The sequence below is a fragment of the Qipengyuania sp. NPDC077410 genome, assembly GCF_044543405.1.
GTDB classification, from domain to species: Bacteria; Pseudomonadota; Alphaproteobacteria; order Sphingomonadales; family Sphingomonadaceae; genus Qipengyuania; species Qipengyuania pacifica.
On the sequence record NZ_JBITWB010000002.1, the window covers coordinates 918,649 to 940,560 of the forward strand.

Genomic DNA, 21,912 nt, shown 5'->3' on the forward strand with positions numbered 1-21,912 from the left:
TTATGGCGCAAATGATCCATTGGCCAAACGGTCGCCGATATCGAATGGCCTACACCGTTCTACGCGGTGATCTCGGCTTGAAGTTAACCACTTCTCTAAGAATCCTGCAGTGACCTGTCCTAATTAAACCAACCCGTAAGCGAATAGATTGATCGGCGAGTAACGGCTTTGGATAATGAGGATCACCTCATTTTAAATGCGGGCACCCTCTCGTCATGGCGCTCACTTGTGGGTGCATCGGCATCAAACGTGGAAACTCTGCCGTGCATTCTCCCCCATGCGATACTGATACCAAAACTTTCGAACTCTGTGCACATGCGCAATTTATGGATTTCTAAACATCAGTTTAGAACCCCGGATAAGCCGTGCCTGTCTTTGAAACTACCCAAAATAATTTAGGATATTCGGCAGCGCGGCGCCTCCACTACGCCGGGAGAGAAACAGGGGCGCCCGCCGCACGCGGTCGCGTAAACTCAAGGGGGTTTCATGCAATTGTCCGTCAAGACCGGTCTTTTCGTTTCTACCGCAATCATCGCGACCGCTACGGCTTCGACCGCGTCGGCACAGGCTGTCTTTGGCATCCATATCGACACGCCGGAAAAGATGGTCGTTGTTGTGGGGGATGGCGAAACCATCGAAGGTGATGTGACCGGGATTTATGCCGACAATGGCGCGGTCGATCTGAGCGTCGAGGTAGGCGGCACCGTTCGGGGGAACGGCACCGATCCGGGCGGAACCGACCGGCGCCCCGACGCGGGTGTCGTGATCGCGCAGCCAAATTCCACAGTCTTGAACGCCGGAACCATCTCAGGAGCGGCGCATGGCTTGGCGACTAGCCTCTTCTTCACTGAAGATGACGCTGGGAATGCCCTCCCGCCCCAAACGCTGGCGACCAACACCCAGGTCACCAATCTGACGACGGGTCGCATTGAAGGCTCGCGCGGCCACGGCGTGGTGATGGTCGGCGGAGGCTCGCTCGCCAATGCCGGGATCATTGCGGGAAGTGGCTTACAATCAAGCGCCACGATCTTACCCGGCTCGGCAGGCGTGTTCATGGCCGGATTCGAAGGACAGGTTCCAGTAGATGGTGGGATCGGCAGCATCGTTAATGAAGCTGGTGGAACGATCCAAGGCCAGTCGTATGGCATCGTGCTGAATGGCGGTGGGCGCATTGAGAACGATGGAACGATCGACACCCTGCTGACGCCTCAGGGTGGACCCTCGGGGATCGGCGTGATCCTTAACGCCAATCAGGGTGAGGATGGTCGAATCGCAACCCTCAACAACACTGGCGGTATTTCGGGGTTCATTGGAGTTGTCGGCTCGGGCAATCTCTCGGAAGCCAACATCGAGAATTCGGGCAGCTTGATAGGATCGGCGTTTGGCATCTTTGGGAATTTGGCGACCGGAGGGAGGGTCACAGTTGAGAATCGGGAAGGGGGAACGATTTCTGGGCTGACTAGTGGCGTTCGATCGTCGCTCGGCACGCTGATCGTCAACAACGCCGAGGGCGGGACGATCACAAGCAATAATACTGCAATCGAAACATACACGCCCGGCACCATCGTCAACAATGCAGGGGTCATCGATGGGACATTTTACGGCATCAACTCTCGTCTGACGGTCAATCCAGAGACGGGAATTTCCGAAGCGCTGGCCGCTGGAGTCCAGATCAATAATTCAGGTAGGATTCAAGGCCGAAACAACGACGCTATAAGACTTGAAGGTGGCGGCAGCGTCGTCAATTCAGGGACAATCCAGGGCATGTTCGGCCAGAGCAGCCCACTCGGGAACCAGAGCGACGGGATATCCATGTTTCCCGGCCCTGTGCAGCCTAACCAGGCCTATACGGCTGAAGTATTTAACCAAGACGAAGGTTGGATCGAAGGCGACCGCTTCGGCGTGATCCTGAGCGGCGGCGGCACGGTTCAAAACGCAGGTGAAATCGCAGGCGGCGTGGGAGGCGTGTTGATACAGGGCATCGCGCTCAATAGCGATCAAGCCGAAGATCGTGCAGGATTGAACGGGATGATCGTTAATTCTGGCACGATCGAAGGCGGCGGAAACGAGGGGCCGTTTTCAGGGTATGGCGTGAGTTTCGGCAGCGATCTGGGCATAGCAACACTGGAAAACGGCGGGACGATCCGCAGCGTCTACGGCATCGGCGTCTATCAGGGGTCGTCGGCCGATCTGACTATCCGCAATCTTGAGGGCGCTCTCATCACGGGGGCGACGCAAGGCATCTTCGGCGCTACCGAAGGGACTATTACAATCGAGAACGCTGGTACTATCAGAGGGGACGGCGTGGGAGATCCGCTCGATTCTCCGTCCGGTGCTGCAGTTAACATCGCCACAGCCGCTTCCAGCGTGACCAATAGCGGAACGATTTCAGGCGCAGGCTTCGGCATCACCACCAATTATGCGAGCAGCGACCCGGTTACCGGCCAGCGGATCGGTATCGCGATCGGCACTGTCGTCACTAACAGCGGAATTATCAGCGGCGAAAGCAATGACGGCGTGCGGCTGATCGGGGGCGGCACGGTGACCAATAGCGGGGCGATCAGCGGTGTCGGAAGTACATTCGCAGATGGCATTTCCATGTTTCGCTTCGATAATCAGGAAGCTCAAGGTTACACCGCCCTGGTCATGAATGCGACCGGCGGGGAGGTCTCCGGCGAGCGTTTTGGCGCAATCCTGAGCGGCGGCGGAGTGATCGAAAATGCGGGATCTTTGACCGGGGGCCTCGGCGGCGTTCAGATCCAAAGCCAGGGTCCAGCAGAAGGGCAGGCGGGCTCACTTGCCAACAGTGGCTCGATCCTTGGGCAACAGGGTGACGGTGTGGTTTTCGCAGGGGATCTCGACAGCGTCGATGTGGAGAACTCCGGCTCCATTGAAGGTGCTCTGAACGGTATTATCGTTTCTGTTCGCGGCTCCGGAACGGTCATTAACAGCGGCTCCGTGGTCGGTCTGACAGCGCAAGGCATTGTGGTCGAAGCACCTGGCGTCATGGCGGTCCGGAACAAAGCAGAGGCCACAATTACGGGCGGGACGATCGGCTTCCTCGCATATGCGGGCGATCCGGCAACCAGCTCAGTTACGCTCGAAAATGCAGGTGTCATCCGCGGCGAAGGAACCGACGACCTCTTCGATGCGCCTACGGGGGCAGGGGTCAACCTCATCTCCGCCAATTCCACCGTGACCAACAGCGGCTCGATTTCCGGCGCAGGCTTCGGCATTACGACGAATTACGCCTACACGCCGGAACAAACCTTTTTCGTTATCGTCAACGGCCAATCGGTCGAGGTGACCGAACCTGAGCGTCGCGAGCTTCTGGCAATCGGTACCGCGGTCGCCAATAGCGGCGCCATCAGCGGCGAGGCGAATGACGGTGTCCGCTTGATCGGCGGCGGCTCGGTCGTCAACAACGGCACAATCAGTGGCACAGGGTCCACCTTCGCGGACGGTGTTTCGATGTTCCGCGGTGATGGACAGGACATGGTGGGATACGCCGCCAGTGTCGTGAACTCAGAAGGTGCCAGTATCTTGGGCGAACGCTTTGCCGTGATTCTGTCAGGTGGCGGATCCATCGAGAACGCCGGAGCGCTTACTGGCGGGCTGGGGGCGCTCATCCAAAGCCAGGAAGACGGAGAAGGCCAGATGGCCTCGCTGGTCAATACCGGAACTATCACGGCTACAGATGGCTATGCTTTCGGACTGGCGGGCACTCTCGATGGCGCGATCATCACGAATGCAGGTATAATCCAAGGCATTGATGGGGGTGTTTCAGGGGGAATTCGCGGCTTAACTAATCTGACAAACAGCGGAAGCATCCTCGGCGGGAGTAGCACCGCTGTTAACTTCGGCACCCAGGCTGTCCTTGTCAATTCGGGCATTCTGACGGGTGGCAGCGGCATTGCGGTCGTTATCAGTGACCAGGACGATACTGTCACGCTCCTGACCGGCAGCGCGATCACCGGAAGTATTGAGGCGGGTGAAGGTATCGATACGCTGACCCTCGACGGTAGCGTCCTCGAACTAACCGAAGCTCAGGTGATTGGCGAGGCCAACGGCTTCGAAAGTCTAACCGTCGCTCGCGGTTACTGGAATACGACGGGCGTCGTTGGCGATTTCACAGCCGTTACAATCGACGAAGGCGCCTCCTTGCAGGTTAACGAAATCAGTCTCGGCGCAAGTGAAGGCTTTTCATCGCCTATCGAAACGACAGCTGTTACCGCCAATGGCCTCCTCGTCTTGAACTTTAGCCAAGACGACGTGGTATCTGCGCTCGACGATGGGTTGACAATCGACGGCACGGGCGGGCTTCAATTGATCGGAGAAGCGGTGTTTACCGTCGATACCGATACCCTCACCTACACTGGAGGGACCACCGTGTCGAACGGTGGCCTGGTGCTCACGGGGACACTTGCTGGCGATGTTATCACCGAAGGCGATGGATTTTTCCAGCTTGGCTCGGGGGGAACGGAAGGCAGTTTCAGCGGCAATCTCGTCAACGATGGGCATTTCGTGTTCAATCGGTCCGACGATTACGATTTCGGCGGTGATTTTTCCGGTGTGGGAGTGCTCGACAAATACGGCGCCGGAGTGCTCACCTTTATGGGTGATTACAGCTTCCAGGGGGTCACAAACATCTTCGGCGGGCTCGTCAGAATAGGCGGCGCTATCAACCCGGAAACTGACTTCAGCCTGGGCGCAGGCGGTAGTCTCGACATAACTGGTGCCGATCAGACCATCGGTGGGCTTTCGGGCGAACAAGGTTCTCAGGTTGAACTGGGCGCTCAAACACTGACGATCGAGCAGGACGAGAACACCGAGTTTGCCGGCTCCATTACGGGAACTGGCGGGATCGTAAAAGACGGCTTTGGCATCCTAAACCTGTCAGGGAACAGCACGTATACCGGCCTAACCCAGATCAATGGCGGCACGCTCGCAGTAAACGGTTCGATCGTGTCGAGCGTATCAGTCAATGCCGGTGGAAGATTGGGTGGCAACGGAGCTGTGGGCTCCACCAACGTCGGAAGCGCCGGCACACTCGCTCCAGGTAACTCGATTGGCCGGCTGACGGTAAATGGCGATCTCATCTTCACTGGCGGGGCGATCTACGAAGTCGAGGCAAATGCTGCGGGCGAAGCAGACCGGGTCGATGCGACCGGAGCAGTATCGATCTCCAGCACGGCGACCGTCACAGTCCTTGCTGAAGATGGCATTTATGCCCCCCGCACCGATTATGTAATCCTAACCGGGGAAGGCGGTGTGGCAGGCGAGTTTGGGTCGGTCACGACTGACTTGGCATTCCTGGATCCACTGCTGCGGTACGATGCCAACGCAGTGACACTCTCGCTCTACAGAAACGATATCAATTTCGCCGACGTTGCCCGCAACGCCAACCAGGCGGGGGTCGCGGCTGCCGTGCAGGCTTTAGGTTTCGACAACCCTCTGTTCGAGGCGGTGCTCGTACAAAACGCTTCGGCTGCCCAGGCAACCTTCGGTGACCTATCGGGCGAAATCCTTGCGAGTACAATCACTGGCCTAACCGACGACAGCCATCATCTGCGCAATGCATTGATCGGCATGAAGCCCCCTCGTGATGCGGGCCTGTTCGTTTGGGGTTCGACTTTCGGTGGCTGGGGTAAATTCGATAGCACAGCTAGCAACTTCGGCATGACTACAGATCACACTGGTTTCGTCACAGGTCTTGGGTTCGGACGCTCGAATTTCAGTGCCGCAGTATCGTTCGGAATCGGTGGATCTGACTTCGACCTTAAAAACCGCAACGATACCGCGGACGTCGATAGCAAATATTTGGCGGCTCATGCCACCTTCGGTGGCGATGCTGGCCTAACGGGTGCGCTTGGTATCAGCTATGCGTGGCACGATATCGATACGACCCGTTCAATCTCAGGAGCCCCGCTCGCGCAAACGCTAGTGTCCCAGCGCGACGCAAACACCCTGCAGATATTCGGTAACATTAGCTACAAGCTGATGGCGGGAACCACTGCTGTGGCTCCCTTCGTGCGTGTGGCAACCGTGAATACCGAAAGTGATGCAGTCGCCGAACGCGGTGGAAGCGCTGCGCTGATTATCGGCAGAGCTGATCGAACAACGACCTATCTGAGTCTGGGTGCGAAGGCTGTGTTGAATGCGGCTGGCGATGGGCTCCAGCCCTTTGCCTCCGCTGCGTGGAACCGCGCAATCGGCGATCGCTCGACCCAGCTCCTATCGCGTTTCGATGCCGGGGGCCCGAGCTTTGCAGTAACAGGACAACGCATTCCCAGAGATTCTGCAGAGCTTGAAGCCGGCTTGAACTATACGTCGGGCGGGCTCACAATTGGCGCTGCATACTCAGGAACACTCGCGAGCGACCGGAGCAGTCATGGCGCTCGAGCCACCGCTAGGCTGACCTTCTAAGTCTCTTCAGATTAGGAACCCTGTTCAGTTCGGCTGAACGGGGTTTCCATACCGTCAAAATTCACTGCTGCGCCGTCAGGTGTATTTCACAGCTTTCGGGCTCAAATTTACATTTCTTAGAAATGGCTCAACGAGTATAAGGGTGCCCGGGCTAGGGGCACCTTGCGGATACGGAGCTGCGTCCATCTTACGCCGTTTTATGATAGCCTCGCTGTAATGCGCGGTTTAGAAGGCTTTCGTTAGCTGAAAGCGGATGCGCGCCGAGCTATCTCCCGTATCGTAGCGCTCGCCCGATAGTGGCACAGCAACTTCCAATCCGCCCGTGAGGCTTTTGCCGACGTCAGCTCTAAAGCCGCCCCCAGAAGAAAAGAGGCTTCCACCGCCGAAGCCCTCATCAAGATTATATGCCTTACCACCATCCACGAACCCGTAGAATTCCAGCTCAGCTAGTGGTCCCGGAAGACTGTCCCAGGAATAGTTGAGTTCCCCGTAGGCCAGAAGGGCCTGATCGCCTGTCCGTTCACTGTAGTCGTAACCGCGCACGAAGTTAGCACCCCCAAGTCCTGTCTCTTCGGAGATGAGCAACGGCTGCAAGGCCAACTGCGAGCGAACCGCGACATTAATTCCCAAGTCGGCGACCACATTCTTTCGCCAGCCGATATCGAACGTGGCTGTCGTGAAAGTTCCATCGGCATCCTGGCGGGAGGATAATGGATCTCCGAGCCGCGTTGCGTCGAAAAGATCCAGGCCCTGCTTAATCTGCGCATTGGCGCGCAACCATCCACCCGCGAGACGTGAATAGCCGTAGATGCCAGCTGATACGGTGGTCAGTCGATCCTGGCGTGCGAGGGCTCCGTCACGACTTTGCTCAATTTGGCGATGGGAAGCGTCCGCGCGTATCCAGATACTCGAATTTTGTCGCCGGAGCGCTGGATGCAAAAGCCCCAGCGATACTGTCCAACTCTCTCCACGAATATTGAACGGTTCGAGATATGCCCCGGGCGCACTGCGCGAAAAAGACCCGGTAGCCGAGATTTCAGTTCCTTCGCGACTAACCCGTTTGCCGTATCGTACCTGCCCAAAAACAAGCTCTTCGACCTCGAGCACAGTGTCGAGAATAAATAGCTGCAAGGTGTCGTCTTGGGCAAAGAGGCCATTAAATCTAACGTGTCCGTAGAGTTCGAGCGGCCCGAGCGGCTTCGATCCGTCATTGCCGAATGTCACGCTTCCACCGACACGCTCATAGGTGCCGTTTACCAAAAGGATATTTCTGTTCTCTTCGCGCATGACACGGACGTTGCCCAGGGTTACCCCGTCGATATCTCCGGCCACGAGAAGGCTTCGCTCGAGATCCGCTGCCGTAACCGGTTGTCCCGATGCCAATTCTGAGAGCGCCGCGACGACCGACCGGTTTTGCGCCCCCTCGATCCTAATCTCGTCGATTGCGCCTTCGTCGATGGTGACCTGAAGCACACCGGCAGTGATTTTTTGTGGCTCGACATAGACGCTTGCCAAGGGGAATTTCGCTTTCACCCGGTTTGCGAGCCGCTCGACTAGTTCGGTCAATTCGGATCCGCTCAGCGTGCGGCCGATGTAATTTTCGACAATATCCGAGAAATCGCCGCGCGCCATGACCTGCAGCCCATCAATAGCGATCGCGCCGACGAATATGTCATCCTGAGTTTGAAACGCAGTCGAAGTTTCTAAGACTTGTTGATCGTTTGATGTTGGAATTTCTTCACGTTCATTCGTCACGCGTTCTTCTGCGCGACCCGGATCGACACGGTCGAGCGCGACCTGTCCATAGCAGGGCACGGCAAGCAAACTGAATGTTAACGAGGCGATGGCGAGGTAATTGCGACCCACGAGATCCTCTAAATATCCGATTAAGTTCTCGCGGCACTGCACCTTAAAGATTTAGAAATCATAAAATTTGATCCCTGAGAAACCCTGTTCCTCAACCGTTGCCCCAAGCCTCTCCGTTATATCTGGCAAATTCAATGGAGTCGCACGCATGATCAAATCCCTCACCCGAAGTGTAACGGCTGCGCTGCTTATTTGCGCAAGCTCACAAGCGATTGCGCAGTCCTCTGGCTGGATGGTGAGCGAGGTCAGCGGGCCTGTATTCGTCGATCGGGATGGAAAGCGTGTCGCTGCACGGCGCGGTGCCGCCGTGGAGGTAGGCGACACGATTGCGACTGGGGCAAGAGCCCGAGCGGTCCTCGTGCATCAGAATGACTTTGTGACTGTGGCTTCGAATAGTCGGGTTCGCATTCCGGAAGAGTCCAAAAACTCTTCGATAACTCAATTCTTCCAAGAAATCGGGAACGCTATTTTTCGTGTCGAAAAGAAGGGAACCCCGCATTTCAAAGTTGATACGCCTTACCTCGCTGCTGTCGTGAAGGGCACAACCTTTTCGGTTACGGTGGGCGCAGAGGGCTCTTCGCTGCAAGTCACCGAAGGACTCGTCGAAGTATCTACGCTTGATGGCGGCGCGCGCGATCTTGTTCGGCCCGGCGACGTCGCGATGATTTCAGCTGGCGATAAGTTTCGCCTGTCGATTTCGGGCGATCAGTCAATCGTGATCGATTCCCCTGCACGTCCTGCGGCTCAAAACGAAGAGAAGGAGCAGGTTGAGGTAGAGCCCGTCACCATTCAGGCGCCAGCGTCTCGCGACGTCGAAAAACAGGATCAAGCAGACCTTCGCTCAACCAGCACACCTGTGAAGAGCGGCGGCGGTCCTACGGGGTCGGCGCTGCCTTTTATCGCTTCAGCGATTGTAAGTAAGCCTGCGGATATGGGTAAGGCGACTTCAGGAGTAGTATCTGGTCCGGCCCCTGTCGCACTCGTTGCGGAAGTGGCTGCAAGCTCCCGGTCCGTTTCGGTAGGCAAGGCTCCGCTCGACAAGAGCGCGAACGGTCCGGATCAACCGAGCCACGGCGAAAATCCCGGGAAGGATAACAAGCCTGGTCTGCCCGGCACGGATGATCGGCCCGACAAAGGCAAGGATGACAAGCCTGGCAAGGACGACAAGCCTGATAAGGACGACAAACCTGGCAAGGACGACAAGCCCGGCAAGGACGACAAGCCAGGCAAGGACGACAAGCCTGGTAAGGACGACAAGCCTGGCAAGGACGACAAACCTGGCAAGGACGACAAACCTGGCAAGGACGACAAACCTGGCAAGGACGACAAGCCCGGCAAGGACGACAAACCTGGCAAGGACGACAAACCTGGCAAGGACGACAAGCCTGGTAAGGACGACAAGCCCGGCAAGGACGACAAACCTGGCAAGGACGACAAACCTGGCAAGGACGACAAGCCTGGTAAGGACGACAAGCCTGGCAAGGACGACAAACCCGGCAAGGACGACAAGCCTGGCAAGGACGACAAACCTGGCAAGGATGACAAGCCTGGCAAGGACGACAAGCCTGGCAAGGACGACAAGCCTGGCAAGGACGACAAGCCTGGCAAGGACGACAAACCCGGCAAGGACGACAAGCCCGGCAAGGACGACAAGCCTGGCAAGGACGACAAGCCTGGCGGTCCGGGCAAGGACGGCGGCCCCGGCAAGGGTGACTAGTCGTGCTAATCGTTAACGCCTTGGATGCCTTTCGACATCTCGCAATGCGCGGTCGATTGTTATGAGCGCCACTATCGGCCGACTGCTGATCTGCGTACTATCGCTGGCAGCTGCGATGTTACTGTGGGGCTCGGGGTTTTTGCAGGGTGCTGAAGATGCCTTGCGCAATTCCCTGTTCGGCATCCATTCCCGGGAAGCCAGCGGCCAGCTTCACGTCGTCGAGATGGATGCGGCAAGCCTGGCAGAGATAGACCGGTGGCCCTGGGACCGGCGCCACTATGGTGCACTTGTCAATCGGCTGTCGGATGCGGGGGTGCGGAGCATTATCTTCGACGTCGATTTTTCCGCTCCATCTGATACAGAGCAGGATCTCGCTTTCGCCGCGGCGCTGGCCGAGGCCAAGCCAACGATCGTCCTGCCGACATTTGCGCAAAGAGCATCTCGGCACGACACGAGGATGCTAGACGCCCTGCCGATCCCGGCCTTGAGGGATCATGCGATCCTGGGATCGGTCTCCATCGCAGCAGACGGCGACGGATTTGTGCGGCGAATGCCATTGGGCACTCTAACGCAAGGCATTCCCCGCCCATCATTGTCCGCGCAGATTGCGGGCCGACCCGGGACGGTCGATCAGCCTTTTCCATTAGATCTGTCGATCGACCCTCTGACCATACCCCGCCACAGCTTCTCTGATATCGAGCACGGTAGGTTTGCCGAAGCCGATCTTCGTGGAAAAGATGTGCTGGTCGGGGCCACGGCAATAGAAATGGGCGACAGGTACGCTGTTCCTAAGCATGGCGTAATTCCCGGCGTCATTGTTCAAGCGATTGCAACTGAAACTCTCTTTGCGTCTTTGCCTGCCAGCGCAGGCCCGTTTGTCCTTATGGCAATAGCCTGCGCATGCTTCGCCTGGTTGCTACGGGCGACAACAATGCGCCAGGCCGCAACGCGCAGCGTAGTAGCGCTGGGCACAGTTGTGAGTGCCTACGGCGTTTCTTGGTTCGCATTTTACACGATGCTCGAAGCTGCACCCGCCGCAGTCGCGGTATTGTTTGCAGGCGCTGCACAGTTGCTGACAATTCTTAAAAAGGATTTGGAGCATAAGCGCATCCATGATGCCGACACAGGGCTTCCGAACCGACTGTCGATGGAACGAGAGATTGATCCGGAGTCGGCTGCATGCATTACGGCAATCATTGGTAATTTCGCAGCGCTCTCGAGTGTTTTGGGCGATCACAATGCGAAAGAACTGGTCAAGCGCGTTGCCGAGCGGCTCCTCGTAGGGAACTTCGGCACCACAGTTTATCGAATAGAGGAACGCACGCTCGCCTGGCATTCTTCTCTTGAAGCCGGAGAGATGGAGGCAATGCTTAAGGCGTTGCATGTACTGATGCGCCGTCCCATCGAGGTCGGAGGGCGAAGCGTTGATGTCCAGATCGCATTTGGCGTTGCCGCACCTCAAGCCCTAGCAGAGGCGGCGTTGTCCGCTGCAACGGCTCTGAGAAATGCCGAACCTTGGCACATTCATCTGGCGGATGAGCAAACCGAAGTGGAACGGCAGATCTCCCTCATGGGAGAGCTCGATGTGGCAATCGATTTGGGTGAGCTTGAGGTTGTCTATCAGCCGAAGCTTGATTTGAAGAGTGATCGTATCACCAGCGTCGAAGCGCTCGTACGTTGGAATCATCCGCAACGCGGTCCGTTACGACCCGACCTGTTCATTCCGATGGCCGAAGATGCGAACCGCATATGCGACCTTACCTTGTATGTCCTGCAAAAAACTATCGATGATCTGGCAACTTGGTGCCAACATGGTCTTGTCGTCAGCGCTGCTGTCAATATTTCCGCAAAGCTGGTCTACTCAAACGAATTCATCGACAAGGCGAAGCGGATCCTAACGGAGACAGGAATTCCGCGGAATCGTTTGATCTTCGAAGTGACTGAATCAGCAACAATCGATGATCCCGGCACCGCTGTCGCCGCGCTTCAGCACTTTCGCGATCTCGGCATCGCAATCTCGATGGATGATTATGGCACAGGCCAGTCGACATTGACTTATCTCAAGCAGCTGCCCTTGTCCGAACTTAAGATCGACCGGAGCTTTGTTCAGCACGCCCATGTGGACGCAAACGATGCGCTTCTTGTGCAATCGACCATCGACCTTGCGCATCGGCTTGGTCTGCGAGTTGTTGCAGAAGGAGTGGAGGATCGAAGCTGTCTCACCTTTCTTCGGGACGCGGGCTGCGATCTTGCTCAGGGCTATTACATTGGAAGACCGACCAGCCCAGAAAAAATAGTAGTCATGCTTTCATCGCCCGCGTCGCTTGCCGCCTGAAGGTGAATAACGAAAATATCTCCCGGCTGATGTGATCGGCTAGCAGTGCACTACCTGTCGGATCGCTTAGGAGAGGTGCTCCGTCGTCGCCAATCGCAGAGACATACAAGCCAATTCAATTGCTTGGCCCGACTTGCTAAGATTAAATATGGGTGAAGCCCCGCATCAAGGCTCGAATTTGGCTGTCACGAACTCAGCCCCTGCTCTTAGGAGCGCCAAAAATCAGAGCATAATTGCCAATGAAGGCCTTGGCGCCCCTGTTTTTTGAGAGTGGTCGTTGACCCCGACTAATTACTTTTTGCAAAAGACTTTGTCGTGTCGACCCCATGCGTCCCTTATCTATCAACATTTCAATATCGATTTGGAAGGAAGTTTGGTCACATTTCCAATGTCAAGATCATTGCGGTCACGCACAATAAAGGCGGTTTCATATTGGAACGTCCGTTCACCGAAATAGGCATCGGTGATTAGGGGCTTATGTTTGTAGCTTATTTCCGCGACCATAAGCGCCGTGCCTGGGGGGGGGCGCATGTTGGGATCATTGCGTAAGCCTTTCAAACTGGAATCATTCTTACCAGTGTCCTCCTTTCCGTAGTTTGAATTGTATTGCTGCTGTCCAATGCAGCGTTGCCATCTGATCCAGTCTCCCTTGTTTGTGGGATTTCTCTGGAAAGAAGAGATAATCAGACGTCCTCTGTCTTCAAATTCAAGATTTGCGCCATTCAGGCGCGCAGCTGTCATGATCTCGTGGATATCGGTTTCATCGATAGCGCCGCGAACCCTGGCGGCGTTATCAGCAGTGCTGGCGGCGATCTTCTGAATGCGCTGCCGGCTTATAGCTTCCCAAGCCAGCTCCATTCCGCCCATGACAGCGAATATGAATATCGGCAATGCTAGGGCAAACTCGATCATGGCCACGCCTGACTGACATCTGATCATTTTCCTGATCATGTGCTCAGCCCTCGCAAGTCACAGGATTGCCGGGGGCAGCAGAAACACAGCAAGTCTGCTGCTGTTGGTCGTTATTCCCAGTGAAGGGTTCGTTTCTAAGCGTGGTTTGCGCCGTGACACTCATTGATTTCTTCCCAGTGATGACATTCGTAACCAAAGGAAAAAGCGAATTGTAAGTGACTTCTACTTTATAATCGATAATGTCATCTCCGCTTCCAATACCGATACGGGAAGGGTCTTTGTCCCAGCGCTGATTACCGTTGATGTCCACAAAGCAATAAGGAGCCTCGGTAGCGTTGCTAAGGCGTTTCTCTGGTTGCCGAACTTGGCTAAACTGATCGTAATAGACTTTTGTAATGTCGACGTCCGTGCTTTTGGTGAAGCTCAATCGCTCTGTGACAAACGCATCGATCAGCTCACCTTTTTCGCCAGTTCTAGTTTTATCGCCCGTTACCGCCATACGGGCAGCGTCTCGTAAAACACTTTCGGCTGAAGCTTTGAAATAGACTTGGAGCCCGATTTCGAGCGATCCCATAATGAGGACAAACAAAGGGATGGAGAGTAGCGCGAATTCGACCGCCGCAATGCCGCGGTTATCGCGAATGAGTTCCTTCATTCCTATTCTCCGATTATCTCGACAGTCGCAGTGCACCGATATTTCGGCCAATCTCTGCAAACTTTGTGATCAGATCACTTGAATTGTCAGCGGTGAAGGCTTGATCCTCGTTGCTTGCGCAGCGGGTCAGGGAATCAACTTTTCCGGTGCCGAACGAAATCGTCCACACAGAAATGTTTTTTGCCTTCGCGGCATTGCAGGCCATCGAGAAGCGTTTCGTGTGACGTCCATTGTTATCATTAAGGTCATTTCCGCCAACTCGTTTGTCGTAATATTCGATGCCGTAGCCTGAGTAAGCACTGGAGTGATCTTCAGTAGAGGGTGAGCAGTAGATCCAGATTCTTCTTGCGCAGCTGTCGACGGGCGCGCTCATCTCGCCATCAGTCATGTAGATGATATGGCGATTGACTGGTCTACCGTTGTAGGTCGTCGGATTGTTTCCTCCGAATACGCCAGCTCCAGAGATTAGGCGCGTTCCCCAGATCATGCCGACATCATGATAAGTGGATCCCTGGGGATCGAGCGCACCAACAATCCGATCGATATCCGAGCTATTCAGTTCTGCAAGGAGAGTTACCTCGCTTGGGCAATATAGGTTCTGATTGCCATTAAGAGGATCAAAGACATAGGGCTGCCACTGTGTTTTCTTGTCCCAGCTTGGAAGCATATCGATATCGAGATCGTTTGCTCCAGTCGGAGCAGCATTTCGAGAGTCGTTTGCTGTGATGGTCGAAACGGTTGAGCGTTCTTCTACACAGCCTTTCCAGCGAACGTTGGAGTTCGTGTTATGCCCATTGGGACTGCCGAAAGTGCCATTGTTGACGTAGTTTGTTAGGTTGTAGGTCCGCTTTTCAAAATACCAGTTGTCGCGGTTGTTCTGCCGGCGATTATTCCAGTGATAGTATTCCGGGTCTTCCTTGCGAATGCTAAGCGGGTTGGCTGCATTGAGCTGCTTTCCAACATTGACCGTGCTCGAGTAGGGCACAACGCCGATGCGAAGTCGCAGGTTTTGAGCTTTCAACTGCGTCTGTGCCGGCTTCAACTCATTGTAGAGACCTTTGACCGCTTGTTGGAGGGCTTCAATTTTTCTCTGGCCGCCAAGGTTTTCATCCATTGAGCCGGTCGTGTCGAGGACAAGCATGATATCGACATTGTCGAGGTTTTGTGTCGCTTCGCCCTCTGCAACGATAGGAAGATCGGTAAGGCCGACCAGAGCCAACAGCGTAGTGTTGATCTTTGTTTCTGCACGCACCCGCACGACCCCGACGTCAGGCTTGCTCAAGATCAGCTTGAGATCTTCTGTACCGTAAGTCTGGTCCGGATAATTGAAGCGCATGAATGCTTCGACATGCGGTCTGGCAGTTTCAATGTTGTCCTGGCTCATCACCCGGCGACCGGCGAGCGCGGCACTGTCGACAGCCTCCTGCAGTTTTGCCTTGGCTAGACTTGCCCTGGCATAATCAACACCGCCGCCGATAACTACCAAAATGGGAATGAGAGCCGCTGCCAATAATGGCAATACATTTCCATCCTCGCTCCGCCTCAAGCGCGCAAGCAGACCCTTTATAAATTTCACCATTGTACTTTTTCATAGTCCGGACACCGTCGCTGGTGCCTCAACCATGGCTCCCCCATTTCTAGATATTTAAGATTATTTTTTCACCAAATGCCGTCTGGCCTCGCAGGGTTTTTCGATGGTCCATTTCCTCGAGGTGATCGATCGCTTTACGGTTCTCCCCGGCAAAACATGCTGCGGCATTAAGATCGAATATCATGCGCCCACCAATGGAGCGTCGGCTTGTGACCATGTCATCCTTCAAGCTACGGACGGGTGAGCCGATTTGATCAGTCCCCGCGTTTTTCGAACACGATCCCATGTCTGCTCTTATCGGAGACAAAGGATGCATTGTCGTTATCGTGCAGCTGAAAAAGCTACGCATTTCTACGTGTTATGCTTGCCGCTTTCGTAAGATCGGCACGGTTTGATGCTCGGGCAGCGTGCTGAGAGTTCTAGCTCAGCAACCGAGCTGCCTGAGATCCTCGCGGCTACTAGCGCGAACAGCCGGGTCGGATGTTGCGACGGGGTAATCAACGCGGGGACAAGGGCTTCGATTGTCTGCTTAAAACCCTGCCTGAAACACATTCGAGCAAGTAGTTGGGACAGCGGAGAACGCCCTGACTGTGCAATTAAAATCGTTGACGCGTCTGAGTGTTTAACTGCTCGTGCGCTGGTTTGACGGGTATGAACTCAGCTCGCGCTTTTCGGAATGCCAAAATCAGATCTAATGCGCCGATGACGGCCTGACCCGACCCTCGAACGTTCTTCAATCGGAAGCAGGCGAATGGGGGAAGGGGCGAGATGCGATGTGATCGTCGGGACATATCTTCCAATAAATTCCAGACGCTCGCGTAGCACGACCTCAAGTCCCTCAGTCTTGATCCTCTTTGAATAGTGCTTCGCATTGGTGCCCGACCGCGCATGTCCCATTATGTCGGCGCGCATGATTTCGTTGACCCCGTCGACTTCATAGAACGATGAGCCGAGGGCGCGAATGGAATGAATATCGGGCCCTTTCCCCTTTTCATTCACCTCGACGTCCATCCGGTCGGTAATCCACTGAACCATATACCGCCAGGCGCGATCATAGAATTGAGCGCCGCCGCGTTTGCTGTCGAACAGGTAAAGCTCGGGGAAGAGCGCGATGTGGCCTTCAGCTTTGATTGCGGCCACGTATTCAAGGAAACCGAGCCGAATGATCTCGCCGTGAAGAGGTAATTTGCGCCGACGCGCGGTCCGTTTTTCGCCGGCCTTCTCGCCATCCCTCCCGCGCGTGAAATTTTCGCGGATGACGATGTGGGGAACGGGGTGGTCAACAAAGACGTCGGCGACTTCGAGACCGCAAATCTCTTCCCGGCACGCATGGGTGTAATACCAGATCAGCGGAGCCCAGTAAGCCGCATCGTGCCACACTCGCGGAGTGACGCTGCCAGCCTTCAACCGGTTCTTGCCGGCTCCTCCCCCTTGATAGAGCGGAGAGCGAAACAGGCATTCCAACTCCTCCTTTTTCCATGGGGGGCGTAACTCGGTATTATTGTTTTCCTGTATTGCGACCGTCGCACCAGCGAAATCCATGATCAGGGTGTTATGGATACGCGGCTTCCACGAAGTAAGTGCCAGATGCTTGGCGACCGTGCTCATGGTGCTGAGGTCCCGATTGACCGTTTTCAGGTTTCTTGCGGTGGCCGGAGTTATGGGATCGATTTCGTCGATCACTTCCGCGAAGGGCCTGGACATGGCCCCCTTGACCGGATTTCCGAACCGAAATGTGGCAGGAAGGCGCTTCAGCCCGTTTTTGAAGTGGGCGACGTCGCGATGATCATAGGAGCCGAGCTCGCGGTCGCCGGTAATCCAGGCGAAGGACTGCATGATCCGGCGCTGCTGTTTAAGGTCGCCTTTCCAGATCCTGTCCTGCTTGAGCTCAACAAGGACGTCTTCGATGATCTCGCTGAACCGGCGATTGTCGTAGATCGCGAACGGGCATTCCTGTTGCGAGGCAGGCGAGGGCGGGTTTGTTTGTGCCCCCGGAAGATCGACGCAGTCGGCCTTGACCAACAGGGCCTTCACTTCAGGAGAAATGTCGCCAAGATCCGCCGTCATCGCCTGCATGGGATCGGCGGCATCGAGGACATCGTCGTCGAACACCCGACGCGCCCGGGCACATGCGGCGGCGCCAGCGCGGATCAGGTGTGTTCGCGCAGCAGCGATGTTGGCTTGGCTGGGCGCGGCGCCAGTGGCTTCGAGCGCCGAGGTTACGTACTCGTCGGTAAGTGCAGAACGAATTTGATCGACCAGCGGCTGCGCCCATTCCGGCGTCGCGTCATCTTCGGTCGACACCCGATGGGCGGCGTCGAGCTTGGCCAGCTCGAATTTGTCCATATCATGGCGCGGATCAGGCAGGCGTAGCTGACGGTAGGCGTCTTCGTGGCGCTTGGCCTCTTCTTTGACGCTCGACGACCAGGGGGCATTCTCATAGGCATCCGACAGCCAGGAGCCGAGCTGCTGTTCGAGCTCCCTGCGGAAGATTGCCTCTATTTCGGGCCCGGTCAGATTGCGCTGGCCTTCCAGCATGGTTTTTACATCCGCTTTCACAATTACGAACCGCGCCGACAGGATCGCTGCGCGCTGACGCGCTGCGCCCGGGTCGGCAGTCTGCAATGCCCAGCTTAGGGGCTTGGAGATAATATTTCGGAAATGAACCCGGCGGCGAAACGCATAGCGGCCTTTGATGCGGATCGTAAAAGGGATGCGGCACATGGATACGACCTTCCCGCATGTGCATCCGTTATGTGTGTCGGTTATGTGCCGAACACGGGGCGGAGGCGCATGCTAAAAGGCGGAAATCTGCGGCTTTTCGCGATAAAGTGGTCGGGGAGAGAGGATTCGAACCTCCGGCCCCTGCCTCCCGAAGACAGTGCTCTACCAGGCTGAGCTACTCCCCGACCGGATGCTTGCGGGGCGAACCCCGCGAGGCAGAGGCGGGCCTATAGGTGTGGATTGCCATGCGTGCAAGCGGGCAATTTGCACATTCTCGCGCTAGCGTTAAAGCCTTGCTCAAAACGAAGTCGGAACAATGTCGGACATCCATTACGAACAACAATATCTCGACCTGATGCGCCGCATATGGTCTGATGGTGATGAGCGCGAGGATCGCACTGGTGTTGGCACACGTTCCATATTCGGCGCGACTTTGAGGTTCGACCTCTCGGCAAATGCCATGCCGCTTATCACTACCAAGCGCATGTACTGGAAGACGGCCACGCGTGAGATGTTGTGGTTCCTCACCGGCGAAACCAATATTCGTCCGCTCGTACGGCAAGGGGTGAAGATCTGGAACGAGTGGCCCCACGCCCGATATGTGAAGGAAACGGGCGACAACATCACGTTGGACGATTTTGTCGAGTGCATCGCCGATGATGCGGCGTTTGCGGAACGCTGGGGTGATCTCGGTCCCGTGTACGGGAAGCAGTGGGTCGATTGGCCGACTTATCGCGAACGCGACGATGGGCTTTATGAGACCGGTCCGGGAATAAATCAGATTGCTGACCTGGTGGATTCGCTCAAGACGAACCCGGGCAGTCGCCGCCATATCATTGAGGGTTGGAACGTGGCCGAGATCGACGAGATGGCACTTCCGCCCTGTCACAAGACCTATCAGTTTCATGTCGCGGGTGGGCGGCTGAACTGCTGTCTTTACCAGCGTAGCTGCGATGTTGCGCTTGGCCTGCCGTTCAATCTCTGGTCCGCTGCTTTGCTCACCAGAATGCTGGGCCAGCAAGTAGATCTCGATCCGGGGGAACTGGTTTGGATGGGCGGCGATACGCATCTCTATCTCAATCACAACGATCTCATAGAAGAGCAATTGTCACGGGAACCGCAAGGGAACCCAACGCTTGAGATAGTGCGGCGTCCGGCTACGATATTCGATTACAGCATCGAAGATTTCGCAGTTCATGATTATACGCCGCACGGGCCCATCAACGCGCCCGTCGCGGTGTGATCCGGCGCTGACTTGACCGCATCCCGCTCGTGAAATAAAATAACGCGAAAGCGTAAGATTGCGTCTGGGAGACGATTCTATGGCCGAACGGCCCGAGGGTAGTGCAGCGGAGGGTGATAATCGCCCGAAACTTTCGTTGCATGTTCCCGAACCTAAATTCCGGCCCGGAGATGCGGTCGACTTCTCGCACATAAATGTACCCGAAGCGGGAAGCATGGCACGTCCCGACGAGACCTGCGACCCGAGCGAGATGCGCGATATGGCGTTTGGCCTGGTGCGCGTGCTCGGCGAAGACAATCAGGCACATGGGGCGTGGAACCCCAAACTCGATCCTGATACGCTGCGAAAGATGCTCGGTCACATGGCAATGACGCGCGCTTTTGACGAGCGCATGTTCCGAGGTCAGCGGCAGGGCAAAACCAGCTTCTACATGAAATGCACGGGTGAAGAGGCGACGAGCGTCTCGGCCAGCATGGCCTTGGCTGCGGACGATATGGTCTTTCCGAGCTATCGCCAGCAGGGAATCCTGATCCAGCGCGGCTACCCGATGATCGAGATGATCAACCAGATCTATTCGAACAAGGGCGACAAGCTGAAGGGCCGGCAGCTGCCGATCATGTATTCGAGCCGCGAGCACAGCTTCTTTACTATCAGCGGCAATCTGGCCACGCAGACGCCGCAGGCGGTAGGCTGGGCAATGGCAAGCGCAATGAAGGGTGACAGCCGGATTGCGGCCACCTGGGTGGGTGAGGGCAGTACCGCAGAAGGCGACTTCCATTCTGCCTGCACCTTTGCGACCGTGTATAATGCACCGGTTATCCTCAACATTATCAACAACCAGTGGGCCATCTCCAGCTTCAGCGGTTTTGCTGGTGCCGAACGGACCACCTTTGCTGCCCGTGCGCTCGGCTATGGCCTCGCCGGCTTGCGCGTCGACGGAAATGATGCGCTGGCGTGTTACGCGGCGGAGAGGTGGGCGGCCAACCGGGCGCGGGCGAACGCCGGGCCGACGCTGATCGAGTTCTTTACCTACCGTGCGGAGGGGCACTCCACCTCGGACGATCCGACCGGTTATCGCAGTGCGCAGGAGCGCACCGAATGGCCGCTGGGCGACCCCGTGACACGCCTCAAGGATCATTTGATCGCGATTGGCGAATGGGACGAGGATCGGCAGGAAAAGATGGATCTGGAGGCGGCGGAACACGTCAAGAAGGTCACCAAGGAAGCCGAAGCAAACGGCATCCTTGGGCATGGTCTCCACCACCCGTTCCGGACCATGTTCGAGGACGTGTTCGAAGAGCTTCCCTGGCATCTCAAGGAGCAGAGCAAGCAGGCGATCCGCGAGCGCGAGATCAAGTTTCCGGGAGGGCTCGACCAGTGAGCGCCGACGCGAACACATGTCAATCAAACGTTTCATCCGGCACCGAACGCCGGCTGAACATGATCGAAGCGATCAATGAAGCGCTCGATGTATCGATGCAACGCGATGACGACGTTGTCGTCATGGGCGAAGACGTCGGCTATTTCGGCGGGGTGTTTCGCTGCACCGCGGGTCTGCAGGAGAAATACGGCAAGACCCGTGTCTTCGACACGCCGATCAATGAATGCGGCATCATCGCGGTAGCGGTGGGGATGGGGGCCTATGGCCTGCGCCCGGTGCCTGAGATCCAGTTCGCCGATTACATTTATCCCGGTCTCGACCAGCTGATCAGCGAAGCGGCCCGGCTACGGTATCGCTCGGCCGCGGAATATATCGCTCCGATGACGGTGCGCAGCCCGTTCGGCGGCGGCATCTTTGGCGGACAGACGCACAGCCAGAGCCCTGAGGCGATCTTTACGCACGTGTCGGGCCTGAAGACGGTTATTCCGGCGACGCCTTACGATGCCAAGGGGCTGCTGATTTCCTGCATCGAGGATAACGATCCGGTGATCTTCTTCGAGCCGAAGCGGATCTACAACGGTCCGTTTTCCGGTTATTACGACAAGCCGGTGCAGCCCTGGAAGAAGTTCGACGCGAGCGTGGTGCCCGAAGGTTACTACAAGATCCCGCTGGGCAAGGCGCGTCAGGTTACCGAAGGCGAGCAGCTCACGGTTCTGGCTTACGGAACCATGGTCCACGTGGTCGAAGCCGTGTGCAAGGAGAAGGGCGTCGAAGCCGACATCCTCGATCTGCGCACGCTGGTGCCGCTGGACATCGAGGCGATCGAAGCATCGGTCGAGCGTACCGGCCGGTGCCTGATCGTCCATGAGGCGACCCGCACGAGCGGCTTTGGCGCCGAACTTTCCGCATTGGTGACGGAGCGCTGCTTCTATCACCTCGAAGCCCCGGTCGAACGCGTTACCGGCTTCGACACACCCTATCCCCACAGCCTCGAATGGGCCTATTTTCCCGGCCCGGTCCGCATCGGCGAGGCCATCGACAAGATCCTCAAGGACTGATCCC

11 protein-coding genes and 1 tRNA gene are annotated in these 21,912 nt (G+C 56.4%); 6 read left to right on the top strand and 6 right to left on the bottom strand.

The genetic code is table 11. The features are described 5' to 3' along the window. Positions 1 to 486: 486 nt before the first annotated feature. Positions 487 to 6,426 carry an autotransporter domain-containing protein gene (locus tag ACIGGE_RS12465; RefSeq protein ID WP_397490597.1) on the top strand — a complete coding sequence of 1,980 codons (5,940 nt, stop codon included), beginning with the start codon at positions 487 to 489 and terminating at the stop codon, positions 6,424 to 6,426. Positions 6,427 to 6,651: 225 nt separating this feature from the next. On the opposite strand, the gene ACIGGE_RS12470 is transcribed toward ACIGGE_RS12465, so the two are convergent. Next, positions 6,652 to 8,292, bottom strand: coding sequence for a ShlB/FhaC/HecB family hemolysin secretion/activation protein (locus tag ACIGGE_RS12470; protein ID WP_397490598.1), 1,641 nt, complete (start codon positions 8,290 to 8,292; stop codon positions 6,652 to 6,654). 232 nt (positions 8,293 to 8,524) lie between these two features. On the opposite strand from ACIGGE_RS12470, the gene ACIGGE_RS12475 reads away from it, so the two are divergent. Together ACIGGE_RS12475 and ACIGGE_RS12480 are read left to right on the top strand one after the other, a co-directional pair. Then, complete coding sequence (locus ACIGGE_RS12475; RefSeq protein ID WP_397490766.1) at positions 8,525 to 10,009, top strand: FecR domain-containing protein; 1,485 nt, start codon at positions 8,525 to 8,527, stop codon at positions 10,007 to 10,009. Between the two features lie 61 nt (positions 10,010 to 10,070). Further along, positions 10,071 to 12,344 (top strand): putative bifunctional diguanylate cyclase/phosphodiesterase, encoded by a 2,274-nt coding sequence (locus tag ACIGGE_RS12480; protein WP_397490599.1) that lies wholly within the window; start codon positions 10,071 to 10,073, stop codon positions 12,342 to 12,344. A 342-nt stretch (positions 12,345 to 12,686) separates the two neighbouring features. On the opposite strand, the gene ACIGGE_RS12485 is transcribed toward ACIGGE_RS12480, so the two are convergent. The 5 genes from ACIGGE_RS12485 to ACIGGE_RS12505 form a co-directional block, all read right to left on the bottom strand. Next, complete coding sequence (locus tag ACIGGE_RS12485) at positions 12,687 to 13,256, bottom strand: TadE/TadG family type IV pilus assembly protein (RefSeq protein WP_397490600.1); 570 nt, start codon at positions 13,254 to 13,256, stop codon at positions 12,687 to 12,689. A 43-nt stretch (positions 13,257 to 13,299) separates the two neighbouring features. Further along, on the bottom strand, positions 13,300 to 13,911 hold the full coding sequence (locus tag ACIGGE_RS12490) for a TadE/TadG family type IV pilus assembly protein (RefSeq protein ID WP_397490601.1): 612 nt from the start codon (positions 13,909 to 13,911) through the stop codon (positions 13,300 to 13,302). A 13-nt stretch (positions 13,912 to 13,924) separates the two neighbouring features. After that, positions 13,925 to 15,490 carry a pilus assembly protein TadG-related protein gene (locus ACIGGE_RS12495; RefSeq protein ID WP_397490602.1) on the bottom strand — a complete coding sequence of 522 codons (1,566 nt, stop codon included), beginning with the start codon at positions 15,488 to 15,490 and terminating at the stop codon, positions 13,925 to 13,927. A 669-nt stretch (positions 15,491 to 16,159) separates the two neighbouring features. Then, positions 16,160 to 18,226 carry a hypothetical protein gene (locus ACIGGE_RS12500; RefSeq protein ID WP_397490603.1) on the bottom strand — a complete coding sequence of 689 codons (2,067 nt, stop codon included), beginning with the start codon at positions 18,224 to 18,226 and terminating at the stop codon, positions 16,160 to 16,162. Positions 18,227 to 18,334: 108 nt separating this feature from the next. After that, positions 18,335 to 18,411, bottom strand: a tRNA-Pro gene (locus ACIGGE_RS12505). A gap of 131 nt (positions 18,412 to 18,542) precedes the next feature. On the opposite strand from ACIGGE_RS12505, the gene thyA reads away from it, so the two are divergent. The 3 genes from thyA to ACIGGE_RS12520 all read left to right on the top strand — a co-directional run bounded on the left by thyA (position 18,543) and on the right by ACIGGE_RS12520 (position 21,908). Then, a complete protein-coding gene (thyA, locus tag ACIGGE_RS12510; protein ID WP_397490604.1) occupies positions 18,543 to 19,469 on the top strand; it encodes a thymidylate synthase in 927 nt (308 codons plus the stop codon). A gap of 79 nt (positions 19,470 to 19,548) precedes the next feature. Then, on the top strand, positions 19,549 to 20,850 hold the full coding sequence (locus ACIGGE_RS12515; RefSeq protein WP_397490605.1) for a 3-methyl-2-oxobutanoate dehydrogenase (2-methylpropanoyl-transferring) subunit alpha: 1,302 nt from the start codon (positions 19,549 to 19,551) through the stop codon (positions 20,848 to 20,850). A 59-nt stretch (positions 20,851 to 20,909) separates the two neighbouring features. Continuing rightward, positions 20,910 to 21,908, top strand: coding sequence for an alpha-ketoacid dehydrogenase subunit beta (locus ACIGGE_RS12520; protein ID WP_397490606.1), 999 nt, complete (start codon positions 20,910 to 20,912; stop codon positions 21,906 to 21,908). The last annotated feature ends 4 nt before the right edge of the window (positions 21,909 to 21,912 follow it).

What these genes read in the sequence shown, in the direction of transcription:
- ACIGGE_RS12500 (WP_397490603.1), bottom strand. Translation starts at nt 18,226, where the DNA reads ATGTGCCGCATCCCTTTTACGATCCGCATCAAAGGCCGCTATGCGTTT.
- thyA (WP_397490604.1), top strand. Translation starts at nt 18,543, where the DNA reads ATGTCGGACATCCATTACGAACAACAATATCTCGACCTGATGCGCCGC.
- ACIGGE_RS12495 (WP_397490602.1), bottom strand. Translation starts at nt 15,490, where the DNA reads ATGGTGAAATTTATAAAGGGTCTGCTTGCGCGCTTGAGGCGGAGCGAG.
- ACIGGE_RS12475 (WP_397490766.1), top strand. Translation starts at nt 8,525, where the DNA reads ATGGTGAGCGAGGTCAGCGGGCCTGTATTCGTCGATCGGGATGGAAAG.
- ACIGGE_RS12480 (WP_397490599.1), top strand. Translation starts at nt 10,071, where the DNA reads ATGAGCGCCACTATCGGCCGACTGCTGATCTGCGTACTATCGCTGGCA.
- ACIGGE_RS12465 (WP_397490597.1), top strand. Translation starts at nt 487, where the DNA reads ATGCAATTGTCCGTCAAGACCGGTCTTTTCGTTTCTACCGCAATCATC.
- ACIGGE_RS12490 (WP_397490601.1), bottom strand. Translation starts at nt 13,911, where the DNA reads ATGAAGGAACTCATTCGCGATAACCGCGGCATTGCGGCGGTCGAATTC.
- ACIGGE_RS12520 (WP_397490606.1), top strand. Translation starts at nt 20,910, where the DNA reads ATGATCGAAGCGATCAATGAAGCGCTCGATGTATCGATGCAACGCGAT.
- ACIGGE_RS12515 (WP_397490605.1), top strand. Translation starts at nt 19,549, where the DNA reads ATGGCCGAACGGCCCGAGGGTAGTGCAGCGGAGGGTGATAATCGCCCG.
- ACIGGE_RS12485 (WP_397490600.1), bottom strand. Translation starts at nt 13,256, where the DNA reads ATGATCGAGTTTGCCCTAGCATTGCCGATATTCATATTCGCTGTCATG.